This window comes from Thalassospira xianhensis MCCC 1A02616 (assembly GCF_003326475.1).
Taxonomy (GTDB): Bacteria; Pseudomonadota; Alphaproteobacteria; order Rhodospirillales; family Thalassospiraceae; genus Thalassospira; species Thalassospira xianhensis.
The window spans coordinates 207,104-221,681 of record NZ_JPWA01000001.1 but is presented as its reverse complement, the minus strand read 5'-3'; the positions used below and the strand labels follow the sequence as shown (position 1 = coordinate 221,681).

The 14,578-nt window shown below is 51.4% G+C and carries 16 protein-coding genes; 11 read left to right on the top strand and 5 right to left on the bottom strand.

Annotation, left to right across the window (positions count from 1 at the left end; genetic code table 11):
- Nucleotides 1-9: 9 nt before the first annotated feature.
- A complete protein-coding gene (locus TH5_RS25420) occupies nt 10-165 on the bottom strand; it encodes a hypothetical protein (protein ID WP_167443426.1) in 156 nt (51 codons plus the stop codon).
- 184 nt (nt 166-349) lie between these two features.
- Here TH5_RS25420 and TH5_RS01315 point away from each other — a divergent pair, with 184 nt between their 5' ends.
- Nucleotides 350-922, top strand: coding sequence for a hypothetical protein (locus TH5_RS01315; protein WP_147250022.1), 573 nt, complete (start codon nt 350-352; stop codon nt 920-922).
- A 44-nt stretch (nt 923-966) separates the two neighbouring features.
- Here the strand turns inward: TH5_RS01315 and TH5_RS01310 are convergent, their stop codons facing one another.
- Complete coding sequence (locus TH5_RS01310; protein WP_114120284.1) at nt 967-1,629, bottom strand: hypothetical protein; 663 nt, start codon at nt 1,627-1,629, stop codon at nt 967-969.
- Between the two features lie 164 nt (nt 1,630-1,793).
- On the opposite strand from TH5_RS01310, the gene TH5_RS01305 reads away from it, so the two are divergent.
- Both TH5_RS01305 and trpS read left to right on the top strand, forming a co-directional pair.
- Nucleotides 1,794-2,588 (top strand): helix-turn-helix domain-containing protein, encoded by a 795-nt coding sequence (locus TH5_RS01305; protein WP_147250021.1) that lies wholly within the window; start codon nt 1,794-1,796, stop codon nt 2,586-2,588.
- A gap of 239 nt (nt 2,589-2,827) precedes the next feature.
- Nucleotides 2,828-3,856 carry a tryptophan--tRNA ligase gene (trpS, locus tag TH5_RS01300; RefSeq protein ID WP_114120279.1) on the top strand — a complete coding sequence of 343 codons (1,029 nt, stop codon included), beginning with the start codon at nt 2,828-2,830 and terminating at the stop codon, nt 3,854-3,856.
- 6 nt (nt 3,857-3,862) lie between these two features.
- Here trpS and TH5_RS01295 read toward each other — a convergent pair whose 3' ends face one another.
- Nucleotides 3,863-5,038, bottom strand: coding sequence for a DNA cytosine methyltransferase (locus tag TH5_RS01295; protein ID WP_147250020.1), 1,176 nt, complete (start codon nt 5,036-5,038; stop codon nt 3,863-3,865).
- 122 nt (nt 5,039-5,160) lie between these two features.
- On the opposite strand from TH5_RS01295, the gene TH5_RS01290 reads away from it, so the two are divergent.
- On the top strand, nt 5,161-5,880 hold the full coding sequence (locus tag TH5_RS01290; protein WP_114120276.1) for a hypothetical protein: 720 nt from the start codon (nt 5,161-5,163) through the stop codon (nt 5,878-5,880).
- A 133-nt stretch (nt 5,881-6,013) separates the two neighbouring features.
- Here TH5_RS01290 and TH5_RS01285 read toward each other — a convergent pair whose 3' ends face one another.
- Complete coding sequence (locus TH5_RS01285) at nt 6,014-7,162, bottom strand: DNA cytosine methyltransferase (RefSeq protein ID WP_114120274.1); 1,149 nt, start codon at nt 7,160-7,162, stop codon at nt 6,014-6,016.
- Nucleotides 7,163-7,311: 149 nt separating this feature from the next.
- On the opposite strand from TH5_RS01285, the gene TH5_RS01280 reads away from it, so the two are divergent.
- Together TH5_RS01280 and TH5_RS01275 are read left to right on the top strand one after the other, a co-directional pair.
- Nucleotides 7,312-7,815 carry a DUF4262 domain-containing protein gene (locus TH5_RS01280; protein WP_167443425.1) on the top strand — a complete coding sequence of 168 codons (504 nt, stop codon included), beginning with the start codon at nt 7,312-7,314 and terminating at the stop codon, nt 7,813-7,815.
- A 59-nt stretch (nt 7,816-7,874) separates the two neighbouring features.
- A complete protein-coding gene (locus TH5_RS01275) occupies nt 7,875-8,060 on the top strand; it encodes a hypothetical protein (RefSeq protein WP_114120271.1) in 186 nt (61 codons plus the stop codon).
- A 49-nt stretch (nt 8,061-8,109) separates the two neighbouring features.
- Here the strand turns inward: TH5_RS01275 and TH5_RS01270 are convergent, their stop codons facing one another.
- A complete protein-coding gene (locus TH5_RS01270) occupies nt 8,110-8,730 on the bottom strand; it encodes a response regulator transcription factor (protein WP_114120269.1) in 621 nt (206 codons plus the stop codon).
- Between the two features lie 217 nt (nt 8,731-8,947).
- On the opposite strand from TH5_RS01270, the gene TH5_RS01265 reads away from it, so the two are divergent.
- The 5 genes from TH5_RS01265 (at nt 8,948) to TH5_RS01245 (ending at nt 14,542) form a co-directional block, all read left to right on the top strand.
- On the top strand, nt 8,948-10,042 hold the full coding sequence (locus TH5_RS01265) for a hypothetical protein (RefSeq protein ID WP_114120267.1): 1,095 nt from the start codon (nt 8,948-8,950) through the stop codon (nt 10,040-10,042).
- Between the two features lie 95 nt (nt 10,043-10,137).
- Complete coding sequence (locus tag TH5_RS01260; protein WP_114120265.1) at nt 10,138-11,265, top strand: hypothetical protein; 1,128 nt, start codon at nt 10,138-10,140, stop codon at nt 11,263-11,265.
- A gap of 15 nt (nt 11,266-11,280) precedes the next feature.
- Nucleotides 11,281-13,209 (top strand): ATP-binding protein, encoded by a 1,929-nt coding sequence (locus tag TH5_RS01255; RefSeq protein WP_114120264.1) that lies wholly within the window; start codon nt 11,281-11,283, stop codon nt 13,207-13,209.
- Nucleotides 13,209-13,496: a hypothetical protein gene (locus TH5_RS01250; RefSeq protein WP_114120262.1), complete on the top strand. Its 288-nt coding sequence runs from the start codon at nt 13,209-13,211 to the stop codon at nt 13,494-13,496. Before TH5_RS01255 ends, TH5_RS01250 begins: the two co-directional genes overlap by 1 nt.
- Before the next feature lie 83 nt (nt 13,497-13,579).
- Entirely contained in the window at nt 13,580-14,542 is a 963-nt protein-coding gene (locus tag TH5_RS01245) for a DUF1523 family protein (RefSeq protein WP_114120260.1), read from the top strand.
- The last annotated feature ends 36 nt before the right edge of the window (nt 14,543-14,578 follow it).

The following is a 14,578-nucleotide window of genomic DNA, read 5'->3' as shown; positions in this document are numbered from 1 at the left end:
CGTGGATTTCTAAATCACGCTTCCCGCATCACCAAGACAGCCGGGTTTATCGTCACTCTGTTGTGAGGACGATTGACTGTTTTGGGACGAACCAAGCACAAAAGCACGCGCAACCATGCCAGCGGCGGCGGTCTTTGCAGCGATTTTTGCTTCAGTGTGGAACATTTGTTTTCTCCGTTAATCAATGTCAGAACAATATCTTCGAACATTTCGTCCTGTCAATAGGAAAATTCTCGCAAGGATGCATTTTCTTTTCTCGTTTTCCTTATTAAGGTGAAAAACTCAGGAATACAACGCACTTCACGGGGGTAATGATATGGTCACTTTCTTTCAAAAGAGAATTGAAAGCATGACATCTACGCAGCTTGAGGAACAGTATCGGGAATTGGTGGCGAACGGCGCTGCTGGATCGGCTGAAGCATTGGCATGTCAAACAGAGTTTGAGGTAAGGAAAATCGCCCGTCGAGGGGCTGCATTTGAGCGGTTCGCGTTGTCAGAACAGGAACTGGACGCGGTGGTTGAAATGAAGTTGGCTCTCCGCGACAAGATGCAGCGCGTGTTGGACGGAGAACTTGAAGGCATCTGCTTGTGTGCGGACGGGATGGTTCCGCAGAAAGGTGTTTATGGTAGCGGTGCAGCCTTTTACCGAAGTGAAACTCCTTTTGGGGTCAAGTTCGTCTATAAGGCCTCACCCGAGGCAAGCGGCATCTATGTGGACGGCGAGTACTCTGGAACCGGCAAACTCATCGGCGAAGGTCAGGTTCCTTATGCGGATATTGCACTCAAGGACTTCGAGAAGAAAATCGATGTGGTTTTTCGGGCCCGAGTGATTTCCAAGACCCAGAATGACAACCATCGGCCTTGCCTTATGTCGTTCGAGGAAATTCTCGAGGAGCGTGCGACTGCGGTCCCAAAAATGTAACGAGGTTCGAAACCGGGAGTGTAAGGAATCTCCCGGTTTCTTCGTCACAGACTGGTCATTTTAACTGCGCGCTCCCGATGCAAGATGTCGTCAATAGAGACAGTCAGAGGCTCTTGGGCGCCTTTGATATCGGTGAAGGTGAATGTGGCTCGGTCTGCCTGTCCGCCAAGCTCATCAACCAATTTCACAAGCTTGGCGACCAGTATCCCCTTCTCATACTCAAACGCTGCCCCCTTTGTGATTGCGAAACTGCTATCCTGGTCGCGGATCAATCGCTTCATAGCCTCATATTCATCCTGCGAAACGACTGTCGCCTCTGAGCCTTCGCGCTTAACGATGAACAGGTTTGCCTGCAAATCCGCCACAAGAGCCTCGATTTGGCCCAGTTGGTTTGCGGCGGACTGAGCAGATGCGTCTCCTTCTTTAAGTGCGGAGATTGCGGCCTCGATTTGATTTACAGGAAGCTTCATCGCGGCTCGCATGCGAGACAGTCCGATGGCAGCCGCAGCGCTCCCCGCTGTGCTTAAAGCGACAACCCCGGCAGCCAGGCATTTTCCCATGAACTCGTAAGGGACCTCCCCTCCGCCAAAGCCAGTCACCCATAGACTGGATGAGGTGGCTCCAGCAACGATGAATAGAGCACCTGCCCCGATGAGAAAACCTTTCCCGGATGGTTTTTCTGTAGACGAGTTGTTTGCCGAGTTCATTTCAGAGAGACTCCGACTGAGTGAGACTGCTGTAAGTCTTTCCTCGTAGGTGGCAAGAGACGAGGGATTTTCCGTTGTGGACTCGTCGTCGGTTTATGATATTTTCGCCAACTCAATTTTGACTGTAAGTATTTGTGCCTGCCATGCGAAGGAAGGTGGATTTTTTGAGCAAGCGCCCGGTTTTACTGCCTCTGAATGAGAGAAATCCCAAGGTTTTCGCGCTAGCCAAGAAGTTGATTGAAGACCCTTCCGTGCCCCTCTATGAGATCTCGCAAAAAACTGGCATTTCTCCAGGCGGGCTTTGCAATATGTTTCCTGATCGTCCGTCACGCAGGTCGGTTCCGCTCAAGGTGAAAAAGCCAAGTGCCTACGTCTTGGCTGAGGAATTGATGAAGGACGGTTCAATTCCCATTTCAGAGGTCTGCAAAAAAACGGGCTTAAGCAAGTCCGTGCTATATAGACACTTTTCTGTCCGAGCAGACAGGCGGATTTCATCGCATATGCGTGAGCGTCAGCGATTTGAAGAGGTCAAACGGTTGGCCCAAGACCCATCATTATCTATGAAAGAGGTCAGCTTTAGAACCGATATACCGCTATCAACTCTTTACAAGTTGTTTCCTGGGCGGTCAGAAATGAGGGAAGGGGTGGATCAGAAGCTATACGAATTGGCGAAGGCATTGATTCAGGATACGTCAGTGTCGTTAGTTGACATTTCTGAGAAAACTGGATTTTCACCTGCGATTTTGTGCATCATGTTTCCGGAACGGCCTACCCGTCGGCTCCCGGCGCTGAAAGTGCGGAATCCCGAACTTTACGCAAAAGCTGAAAACATGATGATGGATAGTCGAATTCCTCTGAAAGAGGTAAGTGAAAGTACCGGAATTAAGATACCGACATTGTGCAAAATGTTTCCTGACCGGCCAGAGAGGAAGAAAGGGCGCCCAAGGAGTAGAGTGTGAACTCTTGGTATTGTATTTGGGAGTACTGATTTTGTTGATCGGTACCACAGTGTCTGGTAGATTGTTGAAGGAATTTGAAGGAAAATGTCGATGTCGAAACACAATGTCTGCATGATTGTAGTGTGGTGGTCCGCGTAATCAACGCGGCATCGACGAATTGTGTCTGAAACCAATGCCGCTCGTCAAGAGTGGCATTTTTTTATGAGCCAGGCGCGCGGTGAATCAAAAGGAACTCCATTATGGCTCAGGTCATCAACACAGATAACTCAAACGTCCGAACTATCTTGACTGGCGATCGCCCGACCGGGCGCTTACATCTTGGACATTTCGTCGGCTCTCTTAAGTCGCGAGTTCAGCTTCAAGAGAAACATAGGCAATTCATTCTGGTCGCAGACATGCAGGCCCTGACGGATAACAATGGAAATCCGGCGAAAGTGCGAGAAAATGTGCTTGAAGTCGTAACCGATTATCTGGCGGTGGGGATTGACCCTCAACGAACGACAATCTGTCTGCAATCGGCGTTGCCCGCCATCTCCGAACTGGCAATGCTATACCTGAATTTCACAACAGTTGCCCGCCTGGAGCGTAATCCGACCATCCGAAGTGAGATTGTTCATCGAGGTTTCGAAAGAAGTGTTCCTGCGGGCTTCCTATGTTACCCGGTGTCGCAGGCGGCAGACATCACTGCGTTTGACGCTGATTTGGTACCGGTGGGCGAAGACCAGGCACCTTTAATCGAACTTGCAAACGAGATTGTCACACGGGTGAACAATCAATCCGGAAAGAGCACGCTCAAAAATATGGAGGGACTGTACTCGGAAACTCCAAGACTCCCCGGCGTCGACGGCAAATCCAAAATGAGCAAGTCCTCATCGAACTCTATCACTCTGGGCTCGTCTCCAGAAGAAATCCGGGCAGCTGTCCGTCAGATGTATACGGACCCTAAGCATATTCGAGTATCCGACCCAGGCACCGTTGAAGGAAACGTTGTTTTCAGCTTCCTTGATGCCTTTGATCAGGACAAGAATGAAGTTGACGCCCTGAAGGAGCACTATCGCGCAGGTGGGCTTGGCGATATGGTTCTCAAAAGACGACTGGAGGACCTATTGCAATCGCTTCTGGAGCCAATTCGTGAGCAGCGCAAGCGTTTCGCCGCGGACCCTGAGTATGTGCTGTCTGTGCTGCGCACTGGTACTGAGAAGAGCCGAGATGTCACGAGTGAAACCCTGTGTCGTGTTCGGAAGGACCTGGGTCATTTTATCCTGTAAGCGACCTTATCGTCGAGATGAGGCCGTTGGTCGGTTCCCCTCATCTCGACGGTGCAGACTGGTAAGCATTGGCTCTACACAGTGTTGCACGAGGTGCTGGACCACAGGAACAACCACGCCGTCTCCTGTGATGTGCAGAGCCGCAGTGTCATTGGAAGGAAGCCGGTAGCTCTCGGAGAGGCCCATCAGACGAGCACATTCTCTTGGTGTCATAAACCTGGATTTGACATCCCCATTTTCGATCACAAGTACGAGCTGCTTTGATGAACCGCCTGATGGGGTTCTCAGGCATCCGGCAACACCGTCAAACCGCACTTCAGCCCTTACTTCCCTGCCCCTATCCTTCGTCATTCTGGTGCGCCGGAAAACAGTGCCAATTTTTCGACCGCCTGAAAGGATTGCAGCTTTGACGTGGGCAGCGTGAGTGGCGCTCATACTATCCAGCAGTTTGGTTGTGAATAGAGTGCTTTTCCAGGTGACTGCGTCATCTGGCTCCAGGATATCCGATAGAGTGGTGGTTCGTGCCACAGGAGAGGGAAGTCCTATCCAGACACGATGCTCCCTTGTGTGATCTGAAAGGAACTTGTCTGCCTTAAGAATAGCCTTCGACGCAAACAGTTCTGTGGGGCCATCCAAAAGCATGTCCTGTGGGAACTCTAGTTCCGCAGCGAAGCAAACAATAAAAAGCCGCGGCCTGCTTTGAGGGACAAACAGGCTGGCATTGACTTCGAAGGGTGCCACTCTGTATCCAAGATTTACAATAGCTTCCAGTAAGGCGGCGTAATCTTTCCCATTGTTTGAAGTTAGTGTTCCAACGACGTTCTCGAGGATTATGAAGGGCGCACGCCTACCCTGCTCCGCCATATCCTTCATGATTTTGAGGAACGGCCAGATCAGGCCGCTTCGTTTACCTGAAATCCCGGCCTTCGGACCGGCAACCGAGAGGTCCTGACACGGGAATGAGGCCCAAACCAGTTCAGGGTGGCCGGGCAACTCGTCAAGTGTGATGCCTCGCATATCACCTTCAACGAAGCAGTGACTTTCGAAGTTTGCCGAATATGCCGCCGCCTTGACAGGGTTAACGTCATTCGCAAACAAGCATGACCATTGTGGTGTGAGCGCGGCCGACACTAGTCCCCCGCCAGCGAAAAATTCATAGAAAGTGGCCATATTTTCCTGCAAGCAATGTTTTCCTTATGGTCGCATCAGACTTTTACTATTTCAAGCAAAGGAATTAATCTCTTGTGGAAGTGTATGCTTGGTATATATTGGAATAAATGTTGACAAGACAGCGGTGAAACAAAATGACCCCGACGGCCAAGAAAATTTCTTCAGCTTTCTGTAAACTGGCACAGGAGAAGTATGGTTTTCCTGTTGAGCTTTCGCTTTGGCATAAGGAGTTGCCCGTCTTCTCAAGTGAATGGGACTCTGTCAGGCAGTATTTGTCGGCCAACAGAGCGTTCAAACTCGGCGTAGGAGCGATTGAGGATTTGACGCCAGAAGAATGGCTGACAAAGCTCGACGAATATGCAGCCAGCGTGACTGATGTGTGGTCGGAACCGCCTGGCACAGCCACCCGACATGCATGCTATTGGGGGCTGCCGAGTGGCCGAGTGCTGGGGTGTGCATGGATGATGCATCACGCGACAATGCACGAATACACTGATGTCATGATGCCGGGCTTTTATGAGCGGGCTAAAGGCGACAAATGGAGGCTGGACCTCCAAGGGCTGGCGGAGCTTTTGATGCAGGATCACGGATGGACCTGGGTCAGGCTGCCCCTGGCTGGGTCCGGCTTGGTGACCGAGGTATCTGTCAGATGCGGGAGCCCCGACCCAGCAGCTTTGGAAGCAACCATCAAGCTATTGCGGAAGCGTAGCCGAGAACTGCGCGGAATTTTCACCTTTACGCTGAGTTCGGTTTCAGATTGCTCAATGGAAACGTACCCCAAACTGGGAATGCTCATTTCAGCGCTTGAGGCAAAACGTCCAGTCCTGGCTGCGACGCCGCCAGCTATCCCATGACCCGAAAAATAGAACCCTGCCTGAACGCAGTTACAGGCAGGGTTCTTGGCTTAGATTGTCTGTTGACCCTCCCTAGATGGCATTGTTGGAGTCGCTCGTCAATAGGCAGATTCATGAAACGTTCCATTTGAGGTCAAGCGGCCCGGCAGGCAACTTCGCCCCCCGCCAGTTTCGCTGTTAGCCAACTGCTGACAGTAGATGCAAGTGCGACCGGCACCGCATTACCGATCTGTCTCATATTTTCCGACCACGCGCCCGATAAATACCAGCTGTCGGGAAACCCCTGCAAGGTTGCTGCCTCGCGCACGGTAAAATATCGCACAGTGCCATCATCTTTGACCATCATGTTCTCGCCGCCCGGGACACCATGTGTTCCGGCCTTCAGAGCTTTAGCCGGGAGGTCCAGCGGACTTCCGGTGTGACCGGGATAGATGCGAGCACCGCTTTGAAAAACGTGCTGATTTATACCGTCGGGTTCCCCCAGTCCGCCAAGCGCGTCTCGGACGGTTACCCAAGCTGCGCCAGTGGGCTCCGAGTTTGATTGCTGAAGGCGGGAGAGAATCCCAGCTTCCCGTTTGGTTGGAGTGCACGTTGGTGTTGAAATGCCGTGCCGGGCCCAGTAGCTACCAGTGACCCATTTATCCCATACCAACTTTGCTTCGCCGTGAGTGGGGGTTGGTTTGTCGATATCCAATGGGGTGGTGTTCATCCCTGCCCTAACTCCCACTAGGAACACGCGGTGGCGCTGTTGTGGTACGCCGAAGTCTGCGGCGTTCATGGTTAAAATGGTGACTTCGTATTCAGGAACTGCCGTCGTTGTCATCTGAAGGATGTTACTAATTTTATCGTGACTCTTGGTTTCCACGCTTGGGTGCTCAAGTGATGCCGTTACCCATTTGACGTAGTCCTTAAATGCAGGCCGCAACAGTCCTTTTACATTCTCAAAGATAAAGCCTTCCGGACGCAATTCACGAACGGCGCGAATTGCTTCGGGCCACATATCGCGTGCATCGAGATAGCCGGAATGTTTTCCGCCCATCGAAAACGGTTGGCAAGGTGGCCCGCCAGTCAACACCAGGGGGACTTCGCCTCTATATTTTTCCCAATCAACCTGACGAACGTCAGTTCGAATAACGTCGGCATGATGATGTTTTGCGTTTATGCGCAGGGTGTCACAAGCTGGGCGGTTGAATTCAAACGCGTGGCTGTGACGCAAGCCGCTGTATGAGCTGCCAAGCAGCAGGCCTCCGCAGCCAGCAAAAAGCTCTATGCAGGTTCTCATGAATCCCTTAAGGAAAAGTTTTAGCGTTTTCCTTAAGTGTCACCTGAAACCTTGCTGCCAGTAAAGAAGTTCTTCCCGATCAGTTGTTGCTCATCGCAAGAGGGAGTGATATGCCTTCCCATGTTCGTTTCACGTCGGTGGAGAGTTTGATGTCCGATATCACAAGCAAAGAAGCACTTTTTGCTAAACGGGAAGAACACATTAAAAACTATGGATATACCATTCAGGGGGTGTTCGCCTCTCAAGATGGTGCAGAGCCACCATTTTCATACACAATTGGTCTCCTTGAGACGGCAAACCATCCAGAAATCATGATGGTCGGGTTCGATGTCAACCTGATGGCTTCCATCATTCGCAATCTGGCAAAGGAAATCCTGGCAGGGAAAGTTTATGAAAACGATGCCAGGGTTAACAAGGTTATTGAGAGCTATCCTGTTGCACTGAGAGATGTGCCTGCCGCTGTTGTACAAGAACACTGTTTAGGTGCTCTCCGGCGGGGCATTCCTCATAAGTCGGTCAAGGTGCTTCAGATGTTTTTGCCGGACGTAAACGGAAAATTCCCATGGGATGACGGTGTCGATCCCAAGTATGCCGGGTGGCAGATGGCATTCCAGGAAATGAGGAAAAAACCAACCTTGCGCCCGTTGAATTAGCTCTGTTGACACATGTTGTTCTATTGGGCTGACTAGGCCGCCCTCGAGGAGGGCGATTAATGAGTGACCGCGTTGAGATGGATGATCTATTGGAGGCTATAGATTGGCTTCGGCTCAATGATAATGACTTCAAGGACGACAGGGGCGTGACAAAGGCGCAATCATGCAAGCGCGTCGCCGACGCGCTTGAACGGGAATGCGTCCGACGCATTACCCGGCGCCACTCCAGGCGTAAAAATAAATGAACACGCAGTTCTGCGCATCGTCGCAGGCATTTGGTAACGATGCCTTGGCTTAGGCATGAGAATGATGAAGTACGAATAACCGATCCGTTTCGTTCCATCGTAGCTTTGTCAGCAGATTATCGGCCAGCTCCTCAATTGTGATTCCGCAAGCCCGTGCGATTTCCTGTGCATTTGGACCAAACGGTTCAGACAGCTTTTCCCAGTCGTGCCCCTCGATCCGGCTGGGCGTTGTCTGAACACGCCCCATCGTCGCGAGCCAAACATTGGCGACCCCTGTTCTGTTCTTTACGCCCATCGCCGTAATAAGGTCTCGAACGATAATACAAACCGTCGGGCAGCTTTTCCCAATCAATGCAGCAATCTCGGCATCCGTGAATCCAAGCGACACTAATTCAGCAACTCGTTTGTGGGAAGCCGGGATGTCGCTTAACGACACCGGAGTGGTGCCAAACTCTGCACCCACAATGAATGTCAGCTGCGTACGGCGCTCGATACCGAGCTTTTGATACGCAGACTTCACGTGAGCCTTCACTGTGTTTTGTTTTAGCCCAAGAGTGTCCCCGATTTCTTTGTTACTGCGTCCCCAGGCTGCGAGTTTCAATACTTCTAGCTGAACACCGGAGAAGCTAGACAGGTTTGGAGTCTTCTTGTGTTGCCTTATTAACTTCATCTTATCCTCGGCAAAGATCTGGGCTGCTTCATGTCTTTATTCGATTTATGGGAAAGTTCGCTTTGAAAGCAAGGAAATTATCGGCTTTCCCTCAAATTTTGAAGGAAAAATATCAATTAGAGTAAAAGTATGTTGACAAGAATGTGCGTGAATGACATTTCTTTGGGTATCAAACAAAACGGCGGCGCATTTTGCTGCCATCCTAAGGAGAACTCGGATGCCAAAAAGTAAAATGTTGAGCCGTGCCGAAATTGCGAAGATGTCCCCTGAGAAGGTTCAGGAGCTTATGGAAGCTCGGATCAGTGACATTGGGCGCGAAACAGAAAAACATGCGAAGTTGGCATCCGACATCGGTGACATCGGCCTTGATGTGGACATCGCCGGAATGCGCCTGAGCGATATTCAGGCTCATCAGGAAGCGATGCAGGCTAGTATTTGCGAGTTGGTTGTCGGCCTTGATGTATCGGTGAACGCCATTGATGGCCACATTACTTCACTTCAGCAGGCGACTGTCGGCGAGAAACTCGTGGGCTACTTTTCAAAAGCAACCGCCAATGACATGCGCGAGAAACGCATTCGTGGTGCAAACCTGCGGACAAATCTGAACAACCTTCTTGCCAAATCCGATCGTATTGCTGCGATTCTCAAGGAACAGCTTAATACCATTTCAGGCCAGCAAGACGTTATTTCGCAATCACTCCAGTCGGTAAGCGAAGAGCGCGAGCAGGTTATTGAAGAAATGACCGGTCTAACTAGCGAGCTCGACAGGTTGACCGCTGATATCAGTCAGCTCCAGGAAAAGATCACCGCCGAGACTGACCTCAAAGTGCGTTCCAAACTGGAGACGGAGTATCGCGAGCTTGTAGGCCAGTTCGAACAGAAGAAAACGCGCGAACAGGAACTGCTTGCGGCGAGTAACACTCTGGAGAAGCACGCCAAAAACTACGAGATTTATCGTTCTTCGCTCAACGACCAGGCAGGTGCTCAGCGGACCCTTATCACTGTACTTGAGAAAGATACTGTGGCGCGCATCAATCAGTGGGACGCTCTTGTTGAAAGCATGAAGACAGCGGCCATTCAAGAGAGTGCGCATGCTATCCGCGAGGTTGGTGCCGCAGTCGACCGCAAGGCAATCCAGATTGTTGCCAGCGTGGCGGCCGCCTCTCAGGACCGCCTCGGCGATATGCTCAATAGTCATCACTCGACTTTGGCATTCCAGGCAAAAGTTGAAGAGGAGCGGGAAACCGCTCGGGATGAGTTCGAAAACTTGCTGTCCGATCTGTTGGAAAAGCATCAGGCCGGTCGATCCTGATAGTCGCCTCCACGGACTAATGGGCGGACTGCTCCTTTTCTGGAAGCCAGTTCGTCCAGCTTTCCCTTCTCGCTTTTTCCAAGCTGGTGCCGTGCATGAATAACAATCGCAAACATTACCGAGAACTTCAAAGTAGCGATGAAATTCACGGCTATTTTGCGAAGTGTGCGTCCGTTGTTTCGGCTCTCAAGAGCTTGTGCAAGCTCAGCGATGCTGAACAGGTGTGGGGTTGCACAAGCTCCGCAGAGCTAGACGTTGTGTCACACTATGTAGACCTTCTTGGAAACATGATGCGGCTGCTTCTTCTGAAATATGCCTATACGCCATACCTTTCGACGGACATGCCGCAAAAGCTCGCGATTGACGTTTCAAATGGCGGTATGCCCTACGGTGTTGAAGTTCGCCGACTTGAGAATGACTTCGAGGAGCTTTGCAACAAGGAGATCCCTTGGCACGACTATCGCAGCAAAATCGTGGATTACATCTTGGTCAACAAGAGCATTCCCCGGCATCTCCAGAATGAAATGGCACAGCAAACCTATCGCCACGCTGTGAAGCAGGGCCAGTTTATGAAGACGTTCGAGGCACCAAAGGTGTCAGCAATCGGAACGCCAGACTCAAATGGGGTCAAGTACGTTTTCATTCATTGGGCTCTTTATGATACATCGCGCTGTATGCCGGTCATCTACATTATGGTTGCGGAAGACTCATCTCGTAGCGGCTTGGTAAAGGATGACGGGCTTAAGGAGGTCTTGTCAGAGACCTGTGAAAGCTATTCGCAGTCGGCCCTCAAGTTGCTGACGGTAGCGACCGGGATTGACGAAAAGCTCGCGTTTCTTCATCCCAAACAGTTGACGCGTATTTCGCTCGGCTCCTTTTCAAGTAGCGATTTTCCTGAGAAGGAAAACAGTGTTTCTACGCTGCTTCAGGGGTTCTCAGAAAGTCCGTCTGAGGACTGGGTATTTGAGTGGAAAGTTGAAATCCTTCGCTCAATGGGCAGTGAGACCAATAAGGACGGCGTGTTCAGCGGTGCAAAGCGCACAGAAGTGTTTGACGTGAACAGGGCTGAGCATGGCGCCAATCTGTCTGGAGCGTCAGAAGTCCTGCGGAGAGTGGTCGTTCCACACTCCGTTTATCAATCCTTTCAGCAGGGAGACCATCCCTTTGCTGAGACACCAATTTATGTTGTCGGCAAGTCCGGCCACGTTGCATTGCATATGTAAGAAGGTCCAGATTTTATGGCTGAAAACACAAGTCTGATGGAAATCAAGCGGTCGGAAATTGAATCCTTTGTTTCGTCTGTAACCGATGCGCTCAAGAAGTCACGCTACGCCCCGGCAGTGGCTACATCTGCATCCTCCCACGATGTCGTCGGGCGTCGACGTTCATTTTCAATGAACCCGGTCCAAAACGGTGTAGGTGTCGCGAGCGAATTCAGCCTTGTCGATGCCATCCACGCCGTCAGCGCCGATGATGGGTTGCCGACAGCGGCTGAGATTCACATCCTTCGGGAAATTCGCGAGGGTGTCTCCATTGCCCGCGCGGTGGTCGAATTGTTTCAAAAGACAACGGAGCTTGGCAGGTTAAAGGCTCTGAACTCTGCAACACGTCTTACGCAGGAACAGCGTGACGCCTTCTGTGAGTACCAGTATGCGGCTGGTGTCATTATGAGTTTCGTGGCAGCTTCATATGTCGCATGGTCGCTTGCGGACTATCTTGCTGACCCGGCTGTCGTCGATGAAGCTCCTGAATCGTGTGAATTTGGTTTCACCAATCCCATTGCAGCCCAAGACGCTTTCCTATGGGAGTTGTCCACAATCGTCAAAGCGGCCAGAAGCGACGCTTCCCTCGCAAAGATCGTGCGCGACTTCTGTGCAAAGCGGTCCAAAGCTGTTTCCCTCACATCGGCCGGTACGCGGCTTGTTGAGGCGTTTGTGTCTGCCAACTATAGGGTGGAGGGCTCCGAATTCAGCATCAATGGCTTTGCACCGTCTGAACGCAAGGTTTCATCGGCCTCCCTCTCCATGACTTTCAAGAAGCCCGAAGAAGTTGTTGGAAACCATCTGGCAAAGTCGCAGTGCAATCGTCTTGCCAAAATGCTGATGGCATATGACTTCAAATTGCAGACAAGTCCGTTTGTTGAACTGGGTGGTCACATTTTCACCTTTATGGGGGATGGCTTCCCGGGAACCGGCAAAACCACCCTCATTCAGATGATGGCCGGTTTGTTGAACGACTACTGTCAGGTCGCAGGATATCCGTTCGTCTATCGGAATTTTGGTGTTCACGAGATTTCCGAGTATCAGGGTCGGTCTGGCCAAAATTGTCAGGCTTTCATCACGGCGGTAACGGACCCGCGTGTTATCGGCTTCGGTACGGTTGACGATATCGACCTGATCGCGGCCAGCCGCGACGATGCCCATGCATCAAACGGTCAAAAAGAAGTTACGTCCGTTCTGATGGATGCCTGGGCCGGGCCAGGCACGGTAGTTCGTGGCAATTGTACCTTTGGTGCTTTTTCCAACTACCCAGAAAAGGTTGATGACGCTCTTCGCCAACGTGCCGGTGCGCGCTTCCTGATTGATGGTCCGCAGACGACCGAAGATTACATCGACCTTCTCGCTTTACTGGCGGGACAGTCCGGGCAGAAAGCTCTCGGGTTGGGTGATGCCGAAGGAAAACTTTTTGCAACACAGAACATTCAGGCTGCCGCCGAGAAATCGTATGCAAAGCACTCGCGCCCGCAGGAAGCGAAAATTGCCAACCTTCTGGACCAGGTAACCGGTGAAATCGGGGAGTTGGACAACCTCCACAAGATTGGCGTCTATATGAAGCGCATTCAGGAACTTGAGCCGCGATTCACAGGGCGTGCCATCAAAAACATTATGGACAGCGTCAATACGCGTTGCATGGACTTCGAGATTCCCAACGAGTGGATGGAGAAGCCGGAAACTTTCATGCACCGTTCGATGCCGGACAAGATTTCAATGGTTCGGGAGCTTATGAAGCCTATGACCGCTGAAATGGTGTTGCAGGAAGTTAATCGGTACGCCGACAGCGAGGTACGTTATTCGGACAAATCGTTCGACAAAGCCGTCGAGAACGCGGTCCAGGATGCCAAGGTGCGTGCGGCCGCGGTTGAAAAACTTGGAAGGGGGCATGCGTAATGGGAAGATTTCTTGTTTGGGTGCTGCTTTTGCCCATTATCCTTTACGTCGCCTGGCTTTTCGGCTGCAAACTCAGTGAGTTCTTCGCGCGCCGTAAGCTGCGGCGCACGTTTCGCCAGGAAGCTCCCGATTTGAACGGTGACGACCGCAATTTGAACGAAGATGACTATGTCGAGAAGCATCTGGTTTCGATCAGCCGTTGGAAGGCAATTCAGCTCGGCTTTTTCACCTTCGTTATTCCGGTCGCTCTTCTAATCACGCTGATCTGGCATTCCACCAATCATTAAGGAAAATCCCAGTTGGATTCACGCTGTAATCCTTGGCTGCTTTCCTTAAATGTTCATAAACCTGCCCTCGAGAAAGGGAAAACATGACTGATATGAAAACAGATGGTTTCGCTTCACTGCGCTCAGCGTTTCGCGTGACCAAGATGATTGTGCTGGTATCGCTTGTACTGGTTGGTGGTGCTTTCCTGCACTACATCACGCCACGCGGTGAAGTTGTCGTTCTCACGGGCGCAGATGTTGTCCGGTTTGATGACGACCACGATAGCGCGTCGACCACGACTTCTTCTCGTGAAGATAACCAGAAGAAAAAGAGCCGAGACGTGCGCATTAACAGTGCTCAAACGCTCGACGGAAAATCTGTTCGTTCTTACCGAAACGAAGACAATAACTTCTATCTGAAATGGGACAGTGGTTCTGTTCAGTCGGAGGTTAACGCTATCTTGCTCAACCAGAGCCGAAGCCCCGAACTCCTCCACACTCTTGTTTACCGGATGGGGTGGCGTATTGAGCCAGTACTTGGCTGGTATCCCAACATGCTGTCGGTCGAAGTTGTGCCAGCAGATTATGTCTACTATCCGGTGCGCGAAGCCATCTTCGTGAGTGTTGTGTTTGCTATCCTGGCAGCAGTTGCATTGGTTATCTGGCGTACCATTCGCTTCGTGCGCAAAGAGGCCACGGATACAGTCACCAAAGTTCGCAACAGCGTGTCACAGACCGTTGATGACATCACCGAAACGGTAATGGGTGATGACCTGGCACGTGGCAACGCATCAACTGCGGCTCGCAACTCATCACGCGGAGTTAACACCTCTTCACCCCGTGGCCGACATCGTCGTGAAGGAGATGACGATGATGATTTCGACATTGGGGTATGGGCCGGTGCCGATTTGAGCTCCCGGTCTTATCGCGGTGGGAATTCCGATGATGCGTATCGTGGAGGGGATTCCGACGATAGCAAAAGTTCAACGGGCGGTGGTTACACCGGTGGCTATAGCGGTGGCAGTGATAGTGGTTACAGCAGCGATAGCGGCGGAAGTTCTGATTAACACGTCACGCCCCACCACTGCTGCCTCCATTTCCAA